20 protein-coding genes are annotated in these 16,561 nt (G+C 32.2%); 12 read left to right on the forward strand and 8 right to left on the reverse strand.

Annotated features, from left to right (window positions below; translation table 11 throughout):
- Positions 1–207 precede the first annotated feature (207 nt).
- From folP to ACODSB_RS14560, 3 genes are read left to right on the forward strand one after another with little or no spacing between them, the layout of a single operon-like run.
- Positions 208–1,047: a dihydropteroate synthase gene (folP, locus tag ACODSB_RS14550; RefSeq protein WP_488937585.1), complete on the forward strand. Its 840-nt coding sequence runs from the start codon at positions 208–210 to the stop codon at positions 1,045–1,047.
- A 9-nt stretch (positions 1,048–1,056) separates the two neighbouring features.
- On the forward strand, positions 1,057–1,674 hold the full coding sequence (locus tag ACODSB_RS14555) for a hypothetical protein (protein ID WP_488937586.1): 618 nt from the start codon (positions 1,057–1,059) through the stop codon (positions 1,672–1,674).
- A 39-nt stretch (positions 1,675–1,713) separates the two neighbouring features.
- A complete protein-coding gene (locus ACODSB_RS14560) occupies positions 1,714–2,346 on the forward strand; it encodes a hypothetical protein (protein ID WP_488937587.1) in 633 nt (210 codons plus the stop codon).
- A gap of 43 nt (positions 2,347–2,389) precedes the next feature.
- Here the strand turns inward: ACODSB_RS14560 and rlmH are convergent, their stop codons facing one another.
- The 7 genes from rlmH to ACODSB_RS14595 form a co-directional block, all read right to left on the reverse strand.
- On the reverse strand, positions 2,390–2,863 hold the full coding sequence (gene rlmH / locus ACODSB_RS14565) for a 23S rRNA (pseudouridine(1915)-N(3))-methyltransferase RlmH (protein WP_053473473.1): 474 nt from the start codon (positions 2,861–2,863) through the stop codon (positions 2,390–2,392).
- 149 nt (positions 2,864–3,012) lie between these two features.
- The gene (locus tag ACODSB_RS14570) at positions 3,013–3,315 is read right to left on the reverse strand and encodes an antibiotic biosynthesis monooxygenase family protein (RefSeq protein WP_488937588.1); all 303 of its coding nucleotides are present in this window, start codon (positions 3,313–3,315) and stop codon (positions 3,013–3,015) included.
- A 173-nt stretch (positions 3,316–3,488) separates the two neighbouring features.
- Positions 3,489–4,904 carry an amidohydrolase family protein gene (locus tag ACODSB_RS14575; RefSeq protein WP_488937589.1) on the reverse strand — a complete coding sequence of 472 codons (1,416 nt, stop codon included), beginning with the start codon at positions 4,902–4,904 and terminating at the stop codon, positions 3,489–3,491.
- A gap of 477 nt (positions 4,905–5,381) precedes the next feature.
- A complete protein-coding gene (locus tag ACODSB_RS14580; RefSeq protein ID WP_488937590.1) occupies positions 5,382–5,663 on the reverse strand; it encodes a GNAT family N-acetyltransferase in 282 nt (93 codons plus the stop codon).
- Between the two features lie 2 nt (positions 5,664–5,665).
- Complete coding sequence (locus ACODSB_RS14585; protein WP_488937591.1) at positions 5,666–6,061, reverse strand: OsmC family protein; 396 nt, start codon at positions 6,059–6,061, stop codon at positions 5,666–5,668.
- Positions 6,062–6,063: 2 nt separating this feature from the next.
- Positions 6,064–6,945, reverse strand: coding sequence for a pirin family protein (locus ACODSB_RS14590; protein WP_488937592.1), 882 nt, complete (start codon positions 6,943–6,945; stop codon positions 6,064–6,066).
- Positions 6,946–7,243: 298 nt separating this feature from the next.
- Positions 7,244–8,344 (reverse strand): DNA alkylation repair protein, encoded by a 1,101-nt coding sequence (locus ACODSB_RS14595; protein ID WP_488937593.1) that lies wholly within the window; start codon positions 8,342–8,344, stop codon positions 7,244–7,246.
- A 236-nt stretch (positions 8,345–8,580) separates the two neighbouring features.
- Between ACODSB_RS14595 and nadC the strand changes: the two genes are divergently transcribed.
- The 6 genes from nadC (at position 8,581) to priA (ending at position 14,496) form a co-directional block, all read left to right on the forward strand.
- Positions 8,581–9,438 carry a carboxylating nicotinate-nucleotide diphosphorylase gene (nadC, locus tag ACODSB_RS14600; protein ID WP_488937594.1) on the forward strand — a complete coding sequence of 286 codons (858 nt, stop codon included), beginning with the start codon at positions 8,581–8,583 and terminating at the stop codon, positions 9,436–9,438.
- A gap of 81 nt (positions 9,439–9,519) precedes the next feature.
- Positions 9,520–10,443: a YihY/virulence factor BrkB family protein gene (locus ACODSB_RS14605; RefSeq protein WP_488937595.1), complete on the forward strand. Its 924-nt coding sequence runs from the start codon at positions 9,520–9,522 to the stop codon at positions 10,441–10,443.
- Between the two features lies 1 nt (position 10,444).
- Positions 10,445–10,873, forward strand: coding sequence for a DUF2147 domain-containing protein (locus tag ACODSB_RS14610; protein ID WP_180857682.1), 429 nt, complete (start codon positions 10,445–10,447; stop codon positions 10,871–10,873).
- Between the two features lie 11 nt (positions 10,874–10,884).
- Positions 10,885–11,631, forward strand: a complete 747-nt coding sequence (bla-B1-FLAV, locus tag ACODSB_RS14615) for a subclass B1 metallo-beta-lactamase (RefSeq protein WP_488937596.1) — start codon at positions 10,885–10,887, stop codon at positions 11,629–11,631.
- Positions 11,632–11,700: 69 nt separating this feature from the next.
- On the forward strand, positions 11,701–11,904 hold the full coding sequence (locus ACODSB_RS14620; RefSeq protein WP_053473462.1) for a hypothetical protein: 204 nt from the start codon (positions 11,701–11,703) through the stop codon (positions 11,902–11,904).
- 144 nt (positions 11,905–12,048) lie between these two features.
- Entirely contained in the window at positions 12,049–14,496 is a 2,448-nt protein-coding gene (gene priA, locus ACODSB_RS14625; protein ID WP_488937597.1) for a replication restart helicase PriA, read from the forward strand.
- On the opposite strand, the gene ACODSB_RS14630 is transcribed toward priA, so the two are convergent.
- Positions 14,493–15,191: a LytR/AlgR family response regulator transcription factor gene (locus tag ACODSB_RS14630; RefSeq protein WP_053473460.1), complete on the reverse strand. Its 699-nt coding sequence runs from the start codon at positions 15,189–15,191 to the stop codon at positions 14,493–14,495. The genes priA and ACODSB_RS14630 overlap by 4 nt on opposite strands.
- A gap of 177 nt (positions 15,192–15,368) precedes the next feature.
- On the opposite strand from ACODSB_RS14630, the gene rpsF reads away from it, so the two are divergent.
- From rpsF to rplI, 3 genes are all read left to right on the forward strand, one after another.
- Complete coding sequence (gene rpsF, locus ACODSB_RS14635) at positions 15,369–15,710, forward strand: 30S ribosomal protein S6 (protein WP_041518692.1); 342 nt, start codon at positions 15,369–15,371, stop codon at positions 15,708–15,710.
- 5 nt (positions 15,711–15,715) lie between these two features.
- Complete coding sequence (gene rpsR / locus ACODSB_RS14640) at positions 15,716–16,012, forward strand: 30S ribosomal protein S18 (protein WP_002987043.1); 297 nt, start codon at positions 15,716–15,718, stop codon at positions 16,010–16,012.
- A gap of 65 nt (positions 16,013–16,077) precedes the next feature.
- Complete coding sequence (rplI, locus tag ACODSB_RS14645; RefSeq protein WP_053473459.1) at positions 16,078–16,518, forward strand: 50S ribosomal protein L9; 441 nt, start codon at positions 16,078–16,080, stop codon at positions 16,516–16,518.
- Positions 16,519–16,561: the final 43 nt, after the last annotated feature.

Below are 16,561 nucleotides of genomic sequence, written 5' to 3' on the forward strand. Positions count from 1 at the left end.
CAAAAATAAGGATAATTTTTTAAGAGTTTCAAGTTTAAGGTTTTCTTTGTTTCAAGTTTTTTCTAAACAAATTGTTAATGCCGATAACTTGAAACTTAAAAATAATGTTTCAAGTTTCAGGTTTGAAGTTTCAAGTTGATGCAGATCGCGGAAGTTCTAGAACTTGAAACCTGAAACCTGAAACCTGAAACAAAAATAACAAAACAGATGACGATTAACTGCAAAGGCGAACTTATAGATTTATCGATTCCTAAAGTAATGGGAATTTTGAATGTTACGCCGAATTCTTTCTTTGATGGAGGAAAATATAAAAATGAAGACGAAATCATTTCTCAGGTAGATAAAATGCTTTCTGAAGGTGCAGCATTTATTGATATTGGCGCCTATTCAAGTAAACCGTGTGCCGAATTTGTTTCTGAACAAGAAGAAATTGACCGCATTATTCCTGTTATAGAATTGATTTTAAAGCATTTTCCGAAAGCTTTATTATCAATTGATACTTTTAGAGCCGAAGTTGCAAAAGCGAGTATAGAAAGTGGTGCAGCGATTATAAACGATATTGCAGCGGGAGAGTTAGACGATAAAATGTTTGATGTTATTGCAAAATATAACGTTCCCTACATTATGATGCACATGCGCGGTAATCCCCAGACTATGCAGAGTTTGACAGAATATGAAGATATTGTAAAAGAGATACTTTTCTATTTCTCTGAAAAAGTGAAACAGGCAAGAGCTTTAGGAATCAACGATTTGATTCTCGATCCAGGATTTGGTTTCGCTAAAACAACTGATCAGAATTATGAAGTCATGCAAAAAATGGAGCTTTTTAATCTTTTAGAATTACCCGTTTTAGCTGGAATTTCAAGAAAATCAATGATTTATAAAACGCTTAATATCACGCCGCAGGAAGCTTTAAACGGAACAACGTTTCTAAATACAATTGCGTTGACAAAAGGCGCGAAAATTTTAAGAGTTCATGATGTGAAGGAAGCGATTGAATGTGTGGCTTTGTTTGAGAAAATGAATTCAAATAATAATCTAGTTTAGAAAAAAAAAATGATTAAAAAAGCATTATGGTTTATTTTGATTGGAATTTTCGCAACAAGTTGTACTGATAAAGATTCATCTGATTTAAAAAGAAATTATACTGAAAAATCCAATAAAATTAAAGAGTTAAAAGAATATTTTAATAAGATAGTTCCAAAAGATTATTTAGTTGAAATAAGATATAACTCTTCGGATGATATTAATTTGTTTGTTTATGAACCGACAAATAATCCAGACAAAATGGATTTATTATTTCAAGAATGGAATGTTGATTTTGAAGATTTTACAGAACCTAAAAAACCTTCATATTATGATGGAAAAACGAAATCGTTAGAAGAAGTTAAAAAGAAACTTAAATGGAGTAATGCTACTTTTGAGGAACTTTACGACAAATTAGAAAATGTAAATTGTATTGGAATATCAAATGGAAATCCTACGCAAATTGAATACGGTTTTAGAGGAATGGGAGTTTTAAGTTATTTGATCTTTGATACTAATCTAAACGAGGCAGAACAAAAGGAGAATTCAGATAATTGTTCTAAAATGTTTTATAAAGATAATATTGTATTTACATTTAGTTCTGGAGCAATTGGAAGTTTTTATATACCTGATTTTAAAAGAAAATAACAATTTATAAACTGGTTAATTTAAAGTAATATAAAAACCATGAAATACTTTACTCTAATTATTGCTTTTCTACTTTTCTCCTGCGGAAAAAAACAAGATGTTTTACTTCCAAAATCAAACATAACAATTGTAAAAGACGTACAAGATCTTTCACCAATTTATATCTTTTTTGAAACCGAAGGACAAGATACAATTGCAGATGTAAACCGAAAAAGCGCAATAATTTCAACCAACTGGATTTTCAATATTGACAAACGTCTTCCTTTAAAATTGGTAATTCCGGAAGTAATGAAATTACAGGAAAAAAAGAGAGCCGACAGCGCCCATAAAAACGAAAATGCCGAAAATTATTATTCGTACGCAGATTCTATTGGAAAGAATTTAGCCTTTGTGCCTTTCACGAAAGTGTTTTATAAAACGGAAAAACCAAGTAGAGAAAATCTTGTTGTTTACTTTAGAAAAGGAAAAAAACAGGTTTTCATGGCAAATAAGGAAATAAAAATTTCAGAAATATTACAACGTTTCTACACTATAAAATTTGAAAGAGTGCCAGATTTGGTGTTTTTCTTCGATAAGAATATGAGTTATGAAGAATACATACAATATAAAATTCTGCTGCAAAAGCATGTAACTTACAATCTTGATAGACTTCCGGTAGAATTCATTAACTAAAACTTGAAACAAAAAAAAACTGAAACAAAAGAAACAAAAAACACTATTGATGGTGATAAGGTTCATTCCTTAAAATCGTAAATCCGCGGTACAATTGTTCGATAAAAAATAAACGAACCATTTGATGCGAAAAAGTCATCAGCGAAAGCGAAACTTTTCCTTGCGCTTTGCTGTAAACCGTATCAGAGAATCCGTATGGGCCGCCAATTACAAAAACCAAAGTTTTGATCCCCGAATTCATTTTCTTTTGTAATTCTTCTGAAAAACCAACACTTGAGAAGTTTTTTCCATTTTCATCCAATAAAATCAATTGATCCGTTGGTGACAGTTTAGACAGAATCAATTCGCCTTCTTTTTCTTTCTGCTGACTTTCAGATAAGTTTTTTACATTTTTGATATCAGGAATAATCTCTAAATCAAATTTGATGTAAAAAGACAAACGTTTGGTATAATCGTCAATCAAAGTTTGAAGCGATTTATTATCTGTTTTGCCAATGGCGATGAGTTTGATATTCATTGGTAAAGTTTTTTGCCACTAATTACACTAATTGGCACGAATTTTATTTTTATTTTTTTGCCAAAGATTAAAAGGATTAAAAAGATTTTTTTTAATTCACTTTAAATTAATTCAGTGTAAATCTGTTGAATCTGTAAAATCTGCGGGCTTTATTTTTTATTCTCAAAAACCGTTTCGAAATGTTCTACAATAGGAAACGGTTCGTAATAATGATGTAAAATCTTTTTCCATTCCAGATACGCTTCAGAAGTTCTAAAACCTATTGTGTGATCTTCAAGCGTATTCCAATCAACTAACAAAAGATATTTATTTTCAACTTCAAGACATTTCTCTAAACGATGTCCTAAATAACCTTCAATACACGAAATATATTGGCTTGCTTTTGCAAAATCAGCTTCAAATTGAGATGCTAATTCAGGTTTTACAAAAAGATATGCGGCTTCTAGAATCATATTGAATGAATTTTTATCTGCCAAATCTGCTAAATCTGCGAGAGTATATTTTTCCCGCAGATTTAGCAGATTCAGCAGATTTTATTTTTTAATTTTTTGGTTTAAGTAAATCTGCGTTGATCGGCTTAAATCTGTTTAAAATCTGCGTGCAATTTCGCAAAGATTTGACAGTTTTAGTTTTTAGAAAACTTAGCTTCAAAAATCTTAAATCTATTATCAAGATCTTTAATCAATTGTTTTTTAACCGATTCATCTTGAATAAAACTGTAATTGATGCTGTTGTAAACGTATTTCTTTATTGTTTCGTAATTAACATCAGAATATCTTTTTGCTAATAAAACATATTGCTCTGTCATATTGCTTCTTAAAATTCCTGCATCGTCTGTACTGATTACAATTGGCACATTAAATTCTTTGTAAAGTGTAAACGGATGTCTGTTATCTTTTACCTTCAAAATGAATTCATTACTCACTAAATTGATCTCAATTGGAATATTGTTTTTAGACATATATTTCAATAAATCGTATGAGTTTGCTTCGTAAGCAATATCAACCCCGTGACCAATTCTGTTTGCGCCTGCAATATAAATTGCATCGTTAATATGCCACGTTAAATCTTCCGGCTGTACCAAACCTAAAGTCAATTCTCCTGCGTGAAGCGTATATTTTACATCTGGAAATTTAGAGTGACAATATTTAAACATTTCCATGTGCAACCAATAATCTTTCATCGAATTTTCGTCATGTTCTGGAGAAACGATGTTTACACCTGCGGTCAATTTACTTTCGTTAGAAGAAATAAAAGCGATAACCAAGTTTTTAAATAAATCAACTGGTTCCATAAAACGCAGTACAAAGTTTTGATAGCGCATTGTAAAACGCTCATCATCCATTTTTAAATCTTTGTGAAGTTTTGCTATGAAATTATTGTTGAAATCATCAGCATATTTTTTTGCGTCTTTTTTCTGAATCGATTTATACAATTCGTCTAAAAGTTTTGTAACCTCTTTTTCGTCTTTTTGATTAGCTGCCTTACGCAATTTTGTATTGAAATCAGTTAAATCAGAAACATTCATATCACACGGAATCGTTGATAATTGTGTTTCGATATAGCTTACATTTTCTGCAATGGCACGTTTTTTTAATTCGAGCATTCCTTCAGCAAAATGACCTGCAATAGTAGGTTCAAATTTCATAAAAGAATCAAAAAACTGATCATCAGAAGGAACAGAACCGTTATAATCTTTAACCGACCAGGTTTGCATTACTTGCTGTTGGTAATAATCTAATTTGCCATCATTTTTTAGAGAAGAAAAAGTCTGCCAGTTTCCTTTTTCAGGTTTGGTTTTCGAAACTGCCATGGTTTCTAAATTCAAATAAAAATCTTCTGCAATGGCTCTTTCTAAAAGCGGTTCTGCATAAACTGATCCTGAAAAATGGTGGTGTAAATCGCCTCCTTTTGGCATTTGTTGAAAAAAAGCTGTTAAGAGAGCTTCATTATTTCTGATTTTTTCTAAATAACTTTCAGCTGTTTGAGAAAAGCCGATTTGTGCTATAAAAATACAGAAAAGCGTAATTATCCTTGTCATACTCTAAGTTTAAATTACATGCAAATGTAAGAGTTTTGGAGGAGATTAAAAAATTGAATTTTGTTGTGGTGGGTTTTTAACGCAAAGAGCGCTGAGATTTTTCGCAAAGTTCGCAAAGTTTTTTGGAAAGTGGTTAAAGGTTTTTGAAGTTCGCTAAGTTGTGGTGTAAAGAATTTAAAAAGAGTTCCGAAGGAACGTTAAATATTGTAGGGATGGATTTTAATCCATTCTACGAATGCAGAATCGATAATTTATATCATTTCGACGTAAGGAGAAATCGCACTAGAAACTCGACAAAGAGAATCGTCAATCTTTGTGGATTCCCGAGTGCGATTTCTCCTTACGTCGAAATGACAAACTTGATGTCTATAAAATGCGAAAGACGCACTGCTGTGCGTCTCTACGAAAAAAACTTTGCGAACTTTGCGTATTCTTTGTGTGCTTTGCGGTTAAAAAAAACTCAGAATCTTAGTATCTTTAAGAAAGTACATCCCGAATTTCCTCAACCTTATCAAAAACGCTTTTTGCAAAAGGACAAAGCGGAATGATTTTTACATTGTTAGTTCTTGCATAATCCACAGCAGCCATCACTAATTTTTTACCGACACCTTTTCCGTTAAAATCTGGACTTACTTCAGTATGGTCAATAATGAATTTTGAATCTCCAGCCCAGGTGTATGTCATTTTTCCGGCTTCTTTTCCATCTTCTATGGCTTCAAAATATCCTTTTCTTGTATCGTTAATTTGTTGAATTTCCATGATTATATTAATGTGGTTTTAATTTCTATTGAATGTGTAAGTGTTTTGTGAATAGGGCAGCTGTTAGCAATCGTTTCCAATCGTTGTTTTTGTGTTTCGTCGACTTCGCCAATTACTTCGATTTTTCTTGTAAATACGGATACACTTCGTTCAGAATCTCTTTCAAAATCAATTTTGACATTAATTTCCGAAACGTCCCATTGTTTACGATTAATGTACATTCGTAAAGTAATTACAGTGCAGGAAGCCAATGATGCTGCCAAAAGTTCCGTTGGATTTAATCCTAAATTTTTTCCGCCCAATTCCTGTGGTTCATCAGAAATTAAAACATTTTCGCTTGCTGATGTGATTTCCGTTCGATACAAACGAGTATCTATTTTTGCTGAGATTGTATCCATATTTATTTGATTCTTTGTTCAGGTAATGGAACAAATTCAGTTTCGCCCGGAACTTTTGGGAAAGTCTGTTCTGTCCAGTCTTTTTTAGCTTTTTCGATGAGATTTTTATCTGAAGAAACAAAATTCCAAAAAATGAAATGTTCTTCAGGAAATGGTTGTCCACCAAAAATATAAACCGTAGAATTTTCGGCAATTTCAAACTCGCAAAGCGTACTGTCAGTTGTAATTAGAATTTGTTTTGGATCATAAACGTGTTCTCCGCTTTTGATACTTCCTTCTAAAATGTATAAACCACTTTCGCCGAATAAATCCTTACCAATGTTTATTTTTTTAGCCTCAGTACTTTTGATCTCTATAAAATAAAGCGGACTATAAACAGGAACCGGAGATTTTTTACCAAAAGCTTCACCGGCAATTAATTTGTATGAAACTCCGTCTTCTTCCCAAGCCGGAATATCATCTGCTTCAACATGTGCAAAATTCGGATCCATTTGCTCTAATTCTTTAGGAAGAGCAACCCAAATCTGCAGTCCGTGAAGCATTTTATCCGAATGTCTTAAATATTCTGGCGTTCTTTCAGAATGAACAATTCCTTTTCCGGCTGTCATCCAGTTTACTGCGCCTGGTTTTATTTCTAATTCTGTTCCTAAACTATCGCGGTGCATGATACTTCCTTCAAACAAGAAAGTAAGCGTTGAAAGTCCGATATGCGGATGTGGAGGAACATCCATATTTTCATGATCACTTAAATGTGCAGGTCCCATATGATCGATAAATACAAATGGTCCAACGGCTCTTTTTTCACGGAAAGGCAATAATCTGCCCACCATAAAGTTGCCAATATTGGCAGCACGTTCTTCGATAATTAAACTGATATTTGACATGGTATTTTTATTTGATTTGAAAACAAAATTAGAGTAACTGCGCTTGTTTGTAACTTAATTTAGATTAAGAAACTTGTTTTTGGATTTTTCTGAATTATAAAAGTAAGTAAAATAGCTAGTTGTTCAAATTCATTTTTTATGATATTTCGGTTTTTTTGTCATTTCGACGAAGGAGAAATCTCCGCAAGAAACTCTACAAAGATTGGGTTTTCGTTGAGGAGCTACTCGCGGAGATTTCTCCTTCGTCGAAATGACAAACAGGACGGTTAAAACTCTGATGATTTATGAAATTTGTTTTTTAATCAATCAATTCAAATTCCAAAACCTCACTCTCCGTTCCATTAATAATAATCGACAACTGATGTGCTCCAGTATGAAAAACTCTCGTTGTAATCAGTTTAAAAGATTGATTTCTTTCAATTTTGGTTAATTGATTCGGCTGGTAAATCTTCTCACTGATTTTAAAGACTTTTTTAGCTAAATGTCCTTTTGCTTTTTTATAATGAACCGCATATTCTAACCGAATTGTTTTTGGTTCTTCATTTTTATTATTCAAATGAAATTGAAATTGCAAATAATCACCAATTTTCACAACAGGCGTTTTAATTTCAAACGAAGAAAGCTCAATATTGGTGCTTTCTAAACCATAATGACCTAAAATTTCAGGATGACCTTGTTTCAATAAAGTTCGGCAGCCGTGTTTAATGATTCCGTCGGTTTCTTTGCTGTGACCTTTCCATTTATTGGCAATTTCTAACACAATTTGCGGATTATCTTTTGCAATATCATTTAAGTTATTGGCAACGCTTCTGCGGACATATTCAGAAGGATCGTTTTTAAGGTTTTCTAAAATTGGAAGAATAGAAGTAGGATCTTTTTTAAGAAACGGAATCGCCATTGCCCACGGTAATCTCGGGCGGGAACCTTCACTGGCTAATCTTCTAACATGATGATTTTCGTGCAGAGACCATTTTGTCATCTCTTTAATCATTTGTTCTTTATATTTTAAAATAAAAGGACGAACGGCAAATTCACAGCTTATAAACTGTGTTATAGAAACAAAGGCTTTCGCCGAAGTTTTAAAATCGTCTAAACCGTACATTTCGATATAATCGGCAAAGAAAATGAAAGCCAGATTGCTGTCTGCAAAATTATTTTTCTTTAGGTTTTTAATAATTTTATCAATTAAGGAAACGGCTTCAGGGAAATTTTGAGGCATAAATTGATGAAACACAACTGTGGTATGTTTCATTCTTTCTTTCCATTCTTTTTGAGCAAAATCACCTTCGTAAATTGTCTCGATAAATTTTTGTTTGTTGAATGCCGGATGTACTTCGGCGACAGCCTGACTGAATTTTTCGTAAAAAGAAACCGAGTAAATATCTTTAATTAATCCCATAAATTTTGCTTGATTGAACCTCAAAGATATTTAATGTTTTTAATTGTTGACGTACATTTTGATTGGAAAAATTATTAGCCACAGATTACACAGATTAGCACAGATTTTTTTGAAATCATTTTAATCTTTTTAATCTGTGGCTAAATATAAATTTGTGATAAGAAACTTTTAGCAGAAAGGAAACTTTTAAATCCATAAAATAAGTCCTAATTTAGCATATTATTAAAATTATAAAAATGATAAGCGAAGCTCAATTTCAAGCAGAATTGCAACTTTTGATAAGCAATGCCATTAGAGAAGATGTTGGTCCGGGTGATTACAGTTCACTTGCCTGTATTCCCGATACTGCTCATGGTCAGGCAAAATTATTGGTAAAAGATCAGGGAATAATTGCCGGTGTTGAACTTGCTAAAATGATATTCGAACATGTAGATCCAAAATTAAAAGTAAAAACTTTTATTGAAGATGGAACGCATGTAGAATACGGAGAAGTTGTTTTTGAAGTTTCTGGAAGCTCACAGTCTATTTTAAAGGCAGAAAGAGTGGTTTTGAATACCATGCAGCGTATGTCTGCCATTGCGACAAAAACAAAACATTTAATGAAGCTTTTAGAAGGAACAAACGCTAAAATATTAGATACACGTAAAACAACGCCAAATTTTAGAGTTGCCGAAAAATGGGCTGTAAAAATAGGCGGAGGTGAAAATCACCGTTTTGCCCTTTATGATATGATTATGCTGAAAGACAATCATATTGATTTTGCAGGCGGAATAACACGAGCTGTTTCAAAAACGAAAGAGTATTTAAAAGAGAATAATCTGGATTTAAAAATCATTGTTGAAGCCCGCAATTTAGATGAAATTAGAGAAATTTTGCTGAGCGACGGCGTTCATAGAATCCTGATTGATAACTTTAATTATGAAGATACCAAAACGGCAGTAAATTTGATTGGTACGAAATGCCAGACAGAATCTTCGGGAAATATCAGCGAAAAAACAGTTCGTGGATATGCTTTATGCGGTGTAAATTATATTTCATCAGGTGCTTTAACGCATTCTGTTTACAATATGGATTTGAGCTTAAAAGCTTTTTAATCGAATTATGAGTTTTGAGTTATAAGTTATGAGTTTGGTTTTAAATCTAAAATCAAAACTCAAAAATCTAAAATCAAATATATGTCGAAAGAGATAGAAGATCGGATTGAAAAATTGCCCATAATACGCAATGTGGCCCGACTTTTTAAAAGAATAAAACTCCCTTGGTTAGAGGGATTTTCTTTGTATGATTTACTCGAAATGTACACTTTAGGGATTCTTGAAGGAGCTTTTTCGTATCATGCAAGCGCGGTTTCTTTTAGCTTTTTTATGGCTTTGTTTCCTTTTACGTTATTTATTCTAAACTTAATTCCGTTTATTCCTATAGATAATTTTCAAAATGATTTCCTGCAGTTTGTGCAGCAAGGCGTTCCTCCAAATACCTATGATGCGATTAGTAAAATCATCAGCGATATCTTAAATAATAGTCATTCAGGCTTATTATCTTCGGGATTTTTGCTTTCTATTTTCTTGATGGCAAATGGTATTAACGGAATTTTAAGCGGTTTTGAATCGTCTAAACACGTATTTGACAAACGCGGATTTTTTAGTCAGTATCTAGTGGCATTGGCAATTTCGCTTGTAATGACCATTATATTGTTTGTAACAGTGGCTACAATTGTTGTTTTTGAGGTTTTTATTCAAAAAACAATCATTCAGGATGTATTGAGTGATCGTATTCCGCTCATAATTTTGGGACGATATTTATTCGTTATTTTAATGATTTTGATAACATCTTCAATATTATTGCGTTATGGTACAAAACAGTACAATAAAGTGCCTTTTATAAGCATTGGATCTGTTTTTACAACGATACTAATTGTTATATCTTCGTTCTTTTTTGGGATTTGGGTTATAAAATTTTCAAAATACAACGAACTTTATGGTTCTATTGGAACATTATTAATTCTAATGTTTTATATTTGGATAAACTGTATGATTCTGCTTTTAGGGTTCGAATTGAACGCTTCTATCAGAAAATTAAAACAAAAAAAAAATAAATAATATGAAAAATTGGATGTTAACGATTGGTGTGTTTTTCTTTGCAATGAGTATTCAGGCTCAAAGTGTTATAGGAAAATGGAAGACCATAGATGATGAGACGGGAGAAGCTAAATCTGTAGTTGAGATTTACGAAAAATCAGGAAAAATTTACGGGAAGGTAACAGAAATACTTCGCGAAAATCATAAAAAAGACGTTTGTGTAAAGTGTGAAGGTGCAGAAAAAAACAAACCAATTTTAGGAATGACCATAATAAACGGTCTTAAAAAAGACGGTGCTGAATATAACGGAGGAACAATTTTAGACCCAACAAGCGGTAAAAAATACAAATGTTATATCTCATTAGAATCTGCAGATAAATTAAAACTTCGCGGCTATGTTGGTATTTCGATTATGGGAAGAACTCAATACTGGACACGCGTAAAAAATTAATTCAAAATTAAATGCGAAAATTAGCTTCAATAGTTTTATTCTTAGTCATAACCTTAAATAGTTTTGGACAAAAGAAGAATTCTCCATTACCAATAAGTCATCTTACAGGTGACTTTTATGTTTATAAAACATTTCATGATTACAATGGAACGTTGATTTCTGCCAATGCCATGTATCTTGTTACAGATAAAGGTGTTGTGATGTTTGATGCGCCTTGGGACGAAACTCAGTTTCAGCCTTTATTAGATAGCATAAAAGCAAAACATAATAAAGAAGTGATAATGCTTTTTGCGACCCATTCTCACGATGATCGTGCAGGAGGATTTGATTTTTACAGAAAAAAAGGAATCAAAACGTATTCGATTAAGTTAACAGATGATATTCTTAAAAAAGAAAACAAACCGAGAGCAGAATTTATAATTCCAAATGATAAGTTTTTTACAGTCGGGCAGCATACTTTTGAGGTTTATTATCCCGGAAAAGGTCATGCATCTGATAATATTGTAGCTTGGTTTGATAAAGAAAAAGTGCTTTACGGAGCTTGTTTTATAAAAAGTGCCGATGCTAATGACCTTGGTTATTTAGCGGATTCTGACGTAAAAGAATGGAAAAAATCGATTGGGAAAGTAAAGGCAAAATTTAAGAATCCAAAATATATTATTCCGGGTCATGAAGACTGGACTAATATAGAATCTTTAAATCATACTTTGAAATTGGTTGATGAGTATTTGGCTCAAAAATCTTCAGGAAAAAAGTAACGGATAATTATTAAATTCAGATTGTAGTTAAAAAATAGTTTAATTTTGTTTGGACTAATAAGAGGAGATATGACTGTAACGGATAAAAATATATTGGAAACCTACTCAAATTTATTTGAAGGACTTAGCTTTTCAAATAAAATTGAACTTATAGAACGATTAACAAAGTCTATTAAAAGTAATAAATCAAAAGAGAATAATTTCTATAAATCTTTTGGAGCTTTTGCATCTGAAAAATCTGCAGAAGAAATTGTTTCTGATATAAAAAGATAACCACAATTAAGAATCAATTGATTTTTTTTACTGATAATACTAAAGATTTTAAGCTTTTAGACGGAATTCAAATGAAGAACTGGTTTGAAAGAAATTAAATATTTTTGTTCAAATTCATTCTTCAATCTTTATTAAAATATCTGCATGTTTTTTATCGAAGTTATTTTACCGCTTTCCTTAGCAAAAACCTTTACATATCGTGTTTCTGAGGCCGAATTCCGTTTTATAAAAAAAGGAATGCGTGTGGCAGTGCCTTTTGGTAAAAGCAAAATATATACGGCACTTGTATTAGATACACATGAAAATGCGCCCACATTATATGAGGCTAAAGAAATCCATCAAATTTTAGATGAAAAACCAATTGCAACCGAAACACAGATTAAACATTGGCTATGGGTTGCCAATTATTATATGTGCGGTATTGGCGATGTGTATCGTGGAGCGTTCCCAACCGGATTATTATTAGAAAGTGAAACTATTGTTTCATATAAACCAGAAGTTATTGTTAACGATTCTGAACTTTCTGATGATGAATTTTTGGTTTATGAAGCACTGCAACATCAAAGTTCGCTTAAGATTCAGGAAATTGCTTCAATCTTAAATAGAAAAAATATTCTGCCTATTCTTCAAAAATTAATAGCAAAAGATATTATTGTTTTAGAAGAAGAAATAAAAGAAAGCTACAAACCAAAACTGGTTCGGTATGTAAAATTACATTCACAGTACGAAACAGATCAAGGTTTGATGAATTTGCTGGATATTTTGAGAAGTGATAAGCAAAAAGAAATTGTTTTGGCTTATTTTCAAATAAGCGCTTCAGAAAAAAAGCCAATAACAGTTAATAAACTGGTTGAGGTTTCAGGCTCAACTTCAGCAGTTGTAAAAACTTTGATTAAGAATAAAATCTTCGAAGAATATTATTTACAGCAAGATCGTATTTTATTTAACGGAGAAAAAACGGATAAGGAATTACAATTAAGCGAAGCGCAGCAAAATGCTTTTACCGCAATAAAAGAAAGTTTTTCTGAAAAAGAAGTCTGTTTGCTTCACGGCGTAACTTCAAGCGGAAAAACAGAAATCTATATTAAATTAATTGAAGAATATTTACAAACAGGAAGACAGGTTTTGTATCTGCTTCCAGAAATTGCGCTTACAACACAATTAGTTTCACGTTTACGACTTCATTTTGGAGATAAAGTAGCTGTTTTTCATTCCAAATATAGTAATAATGAAAGAGTTGAGGTTTGGAAACAAACACTCGAAAATTCAGAAAAAGCACAAATAGTAATAGGAGCTAGGTCGGCATTGTTTTTACCTTTCAACGATCTTGGTTTATTGATTGTGGATGAAGAACATGAACAGACTTTTAAACAGACAGATCCTGCGCCGAGATATCACGCCAGAGATGCGGCAATTGTTTTGGCAAATTTTCATAATGCCAAAGTACTTTTAGGTTCTGCAACGCCAAGTATTGAAACCTATTTTAATACCCAAAGCGAAAAATACGGTTTGGTTACGCTTACAGAACGTTATAAAAATGTTCGAATGCCCGAAGTTGTTTTGGTCGATTTAAAAGACAAGCATTTCAGAAAGAGAATGACGGGACATTTTAGCGATGTTTTAATAGAAGAAATTGCCGAAGCTTTATCTTTAGGTGAACAAGTGATTTTGTTTCAAAACAGACGGGGATATTCTCCTATAATAGAATGTATCACCTGCGGACACGTACCGCATTGTCAGCAATGCGATGTAAGTTTGACTTTTCATAAATTTAAAAATCAATTGCGCTGCCATTATTGTGGATATTCGATTGCAAAACCAACGCATTGTCACAGCTGTTCCAGTATTGATTTAACGACCAAAGGCTTTGGAACAGAACAAATAGAGCAGGAGTTGTTATCGCTTTTTCCGAAAGCTAAAACGGCTAGAATGGATCAGGATACGACTCGTGGTAAATTCGGTTTTGAAAAGATTATCGATACTTTTAAAAATCGGGAGATTGATATTTTGGTTGGAACTCAAATGTTAGCCAAAGGTTTAGATTTTGATAATGTGAGTTTAGTCGGAATCATGAATGCGGATAATATGCTGCATCATCCAGATTTCAGGGCTTTTGAGCGAAGTTTTCAAATGATGACGCAAGTTGCGGGAAGAGCAGGAAGATCTGAAAAACAAGGTAAAGTTGTGATTCAGACTTATAACCCAGATCATAATACAATTCAGCAGGTTACAAACCATAATTATATAGGTATGTATAAGGAGCAATTGTATGACAGACAGATTTATAAATATCCGCCTTATTTCAGGATTATTAAACTAACGATAAAACATCGTGAGTTTGAGAAATTGAAAGAAGGTTCGATGTGGCTGTATCAGGTTTTAAGCCAAAACCTGAATATGCCGGTTTTGGGCCCGGAAGAACCGGCTATCAGCAGAATTCGAAATGAATATATAAGAACTATCTTAATTAAGATTCCGCAGAACCTGCATTTAGGAAACACAAAAAAAACTATTCAGAAAATGTTGAATAGTTTTGAAGCGGTTGCTCAGTACAGAGCTATAAAAGTTGTTGTCAATGTCGATTTCTATTAATTAGATGTCGACAATGCTTTTACTAAATCTTCCTTTTTGTTTCGACTAAGCGGAATTTTAGTAATTCCTATTTCTGCAAATTTACTATTAAAGCGTTCTACCTTATCAATATTAATGATATACGATTTGTGTACACGAATGAATTTGTCTTTTGATAAATCGTTTTCAAAAGATTTCATTGTGGAAAGCACTAGATTACTGTCGTCTTCGGTAACCACTCTTACATAATCTCCAAAAGCTTCAATCCATTTGATTTTAGCCGTAAATATTTTAAGCTTTTTAAGGTTGCTTTTAATAAAAATATGTTCGCCTTCTTCTTCTTTTACTTCTTTTTTAAGCAAATGCATATCAATTGCTCTTTTTACAGAAGCATTGAAGCGGTCTACGGCAATTGGTTTTTGCAGATAATCAGTGGCATCATAATCAAAAGCTTTTAATGCGTATTCAGCTTTAGAAGTGATAAATATAATTTGTGGTTTAGATTTTAAACCATCAAGAAAATCAAAGCCATTAATGACTGGCATTTCTATATCAAGAAAAATTAAGTCGATATTATTTAATGAGATACAACTTTTTGCCTCTATTGCATTAGAAAAATCCCCGATTAAGTGCAAACCTGGGTGATTATTAACTAATTTTGCAATAATTGTCCTTTGTATAGAACTATCATCCACAACAACACAGTTTAGTTTCATAACATTTAAATTTAGAATAAATTCAGGATAGCAGTAGTAAATGTATAGTTTTTTTGGAAAAAAAACTAAAATAGACGTATAATTTTTGCATTATGACGAATAATAGAAAAAATGTGTTGTATATTTAAAAATAATGGTTACTTTTGCACCCAATTTTAACAAATAAATTTTTTATTTATGAATCATTATGAAACTGTTTTCATTTTAAATCCCGTTTTATCTGAGGTTCAGGTGAAGGAAACAGTAACGAAATTTGAAGAATTTCTTACTAGCAGAGGAGCTGAAATGGTATCAAAAGAGGATTGGGGTCTTAAAAAAATGGCTTACGAAATCCAAAACAAAAAAAGTGGTTTTTATCACTTATTTGAGTTCAAAGTATCAGGAGAAGTTCTAATTGCTTTTGAAACTGAATTTAGACGTGACGAAAGAGTTATGCGTTTCTTAACTGTAAGTTTAGATAAGCATGCTATTTCATGGGCGGAGAGAAGAAGAGCAAAATTAAAATCTACTAAAGCTTAATCATTATGTCTACAATAGAGCAATCTGCAAAAGGAAAAAAAGACGGAGATATCAGATATTTAACGCCTTTAAACATTGAAACTAACAAAACTAAAAAGTATTGCCGTTTCAAAAAATCAGGAATCAAATACATCGATTATAAAGATGCTGATTTCTTATTAAAATTCGTAAATGAGCAAGGAAAAATTCTTCCTCGTCGTTTAACTGGAACTTCATTAAAATACCAAAGAAAAGTTTCTGTAGCTGTAAAAAGAGCTCGTCACTTAGCTTTAATGCCATACGTGGCCGATTTATTAAAATAATTAAAAACTCTAGTCGCTGGTTTCTGTTCAGCAGAACCTAACTTCTAAAATATAAGGACAACAACATGGAACTTATTTTAAAACAAGACGTACAAAACTTAGGATTTAAAGATGATGTAGTATCTGTAAAGCCTGGTTATGGTCGTAACTTTTTAATTCCTCAAGGTTTTGCTGCATTAGCAACTCCTTCTGCTAAAAAAGTTTTAGCTGAAAATCTAAAACAAAGAGCACATAAAGAAGCTAAAGTTGTTGCTGATGCTAAAGCATTAGCTGAAACTTTAAAAGCTCTTGAAATTAAACTTACTGCAAAAGCTGGTGGAGAGAAACTTTTTGGTTCTATCACAAACATCGACATTGCTGAAGCTTTAGAGAAATCAGGTAACGCTATTGATAGAAAATTCATCACTAGTGGTATCGTAAAACGTACAGGAAAATATACAGCTAGCATCCGTTTACACAGAGATGTTATCGTTGAATTACCATACGAGATTATCGCTGAAAAATAACATTTTGTTAACTTCTTGTTAATAAAATATAAAAACCACTCTT

The organism is Flavobacterium sp. FG68, assembly GCF_057808895.1.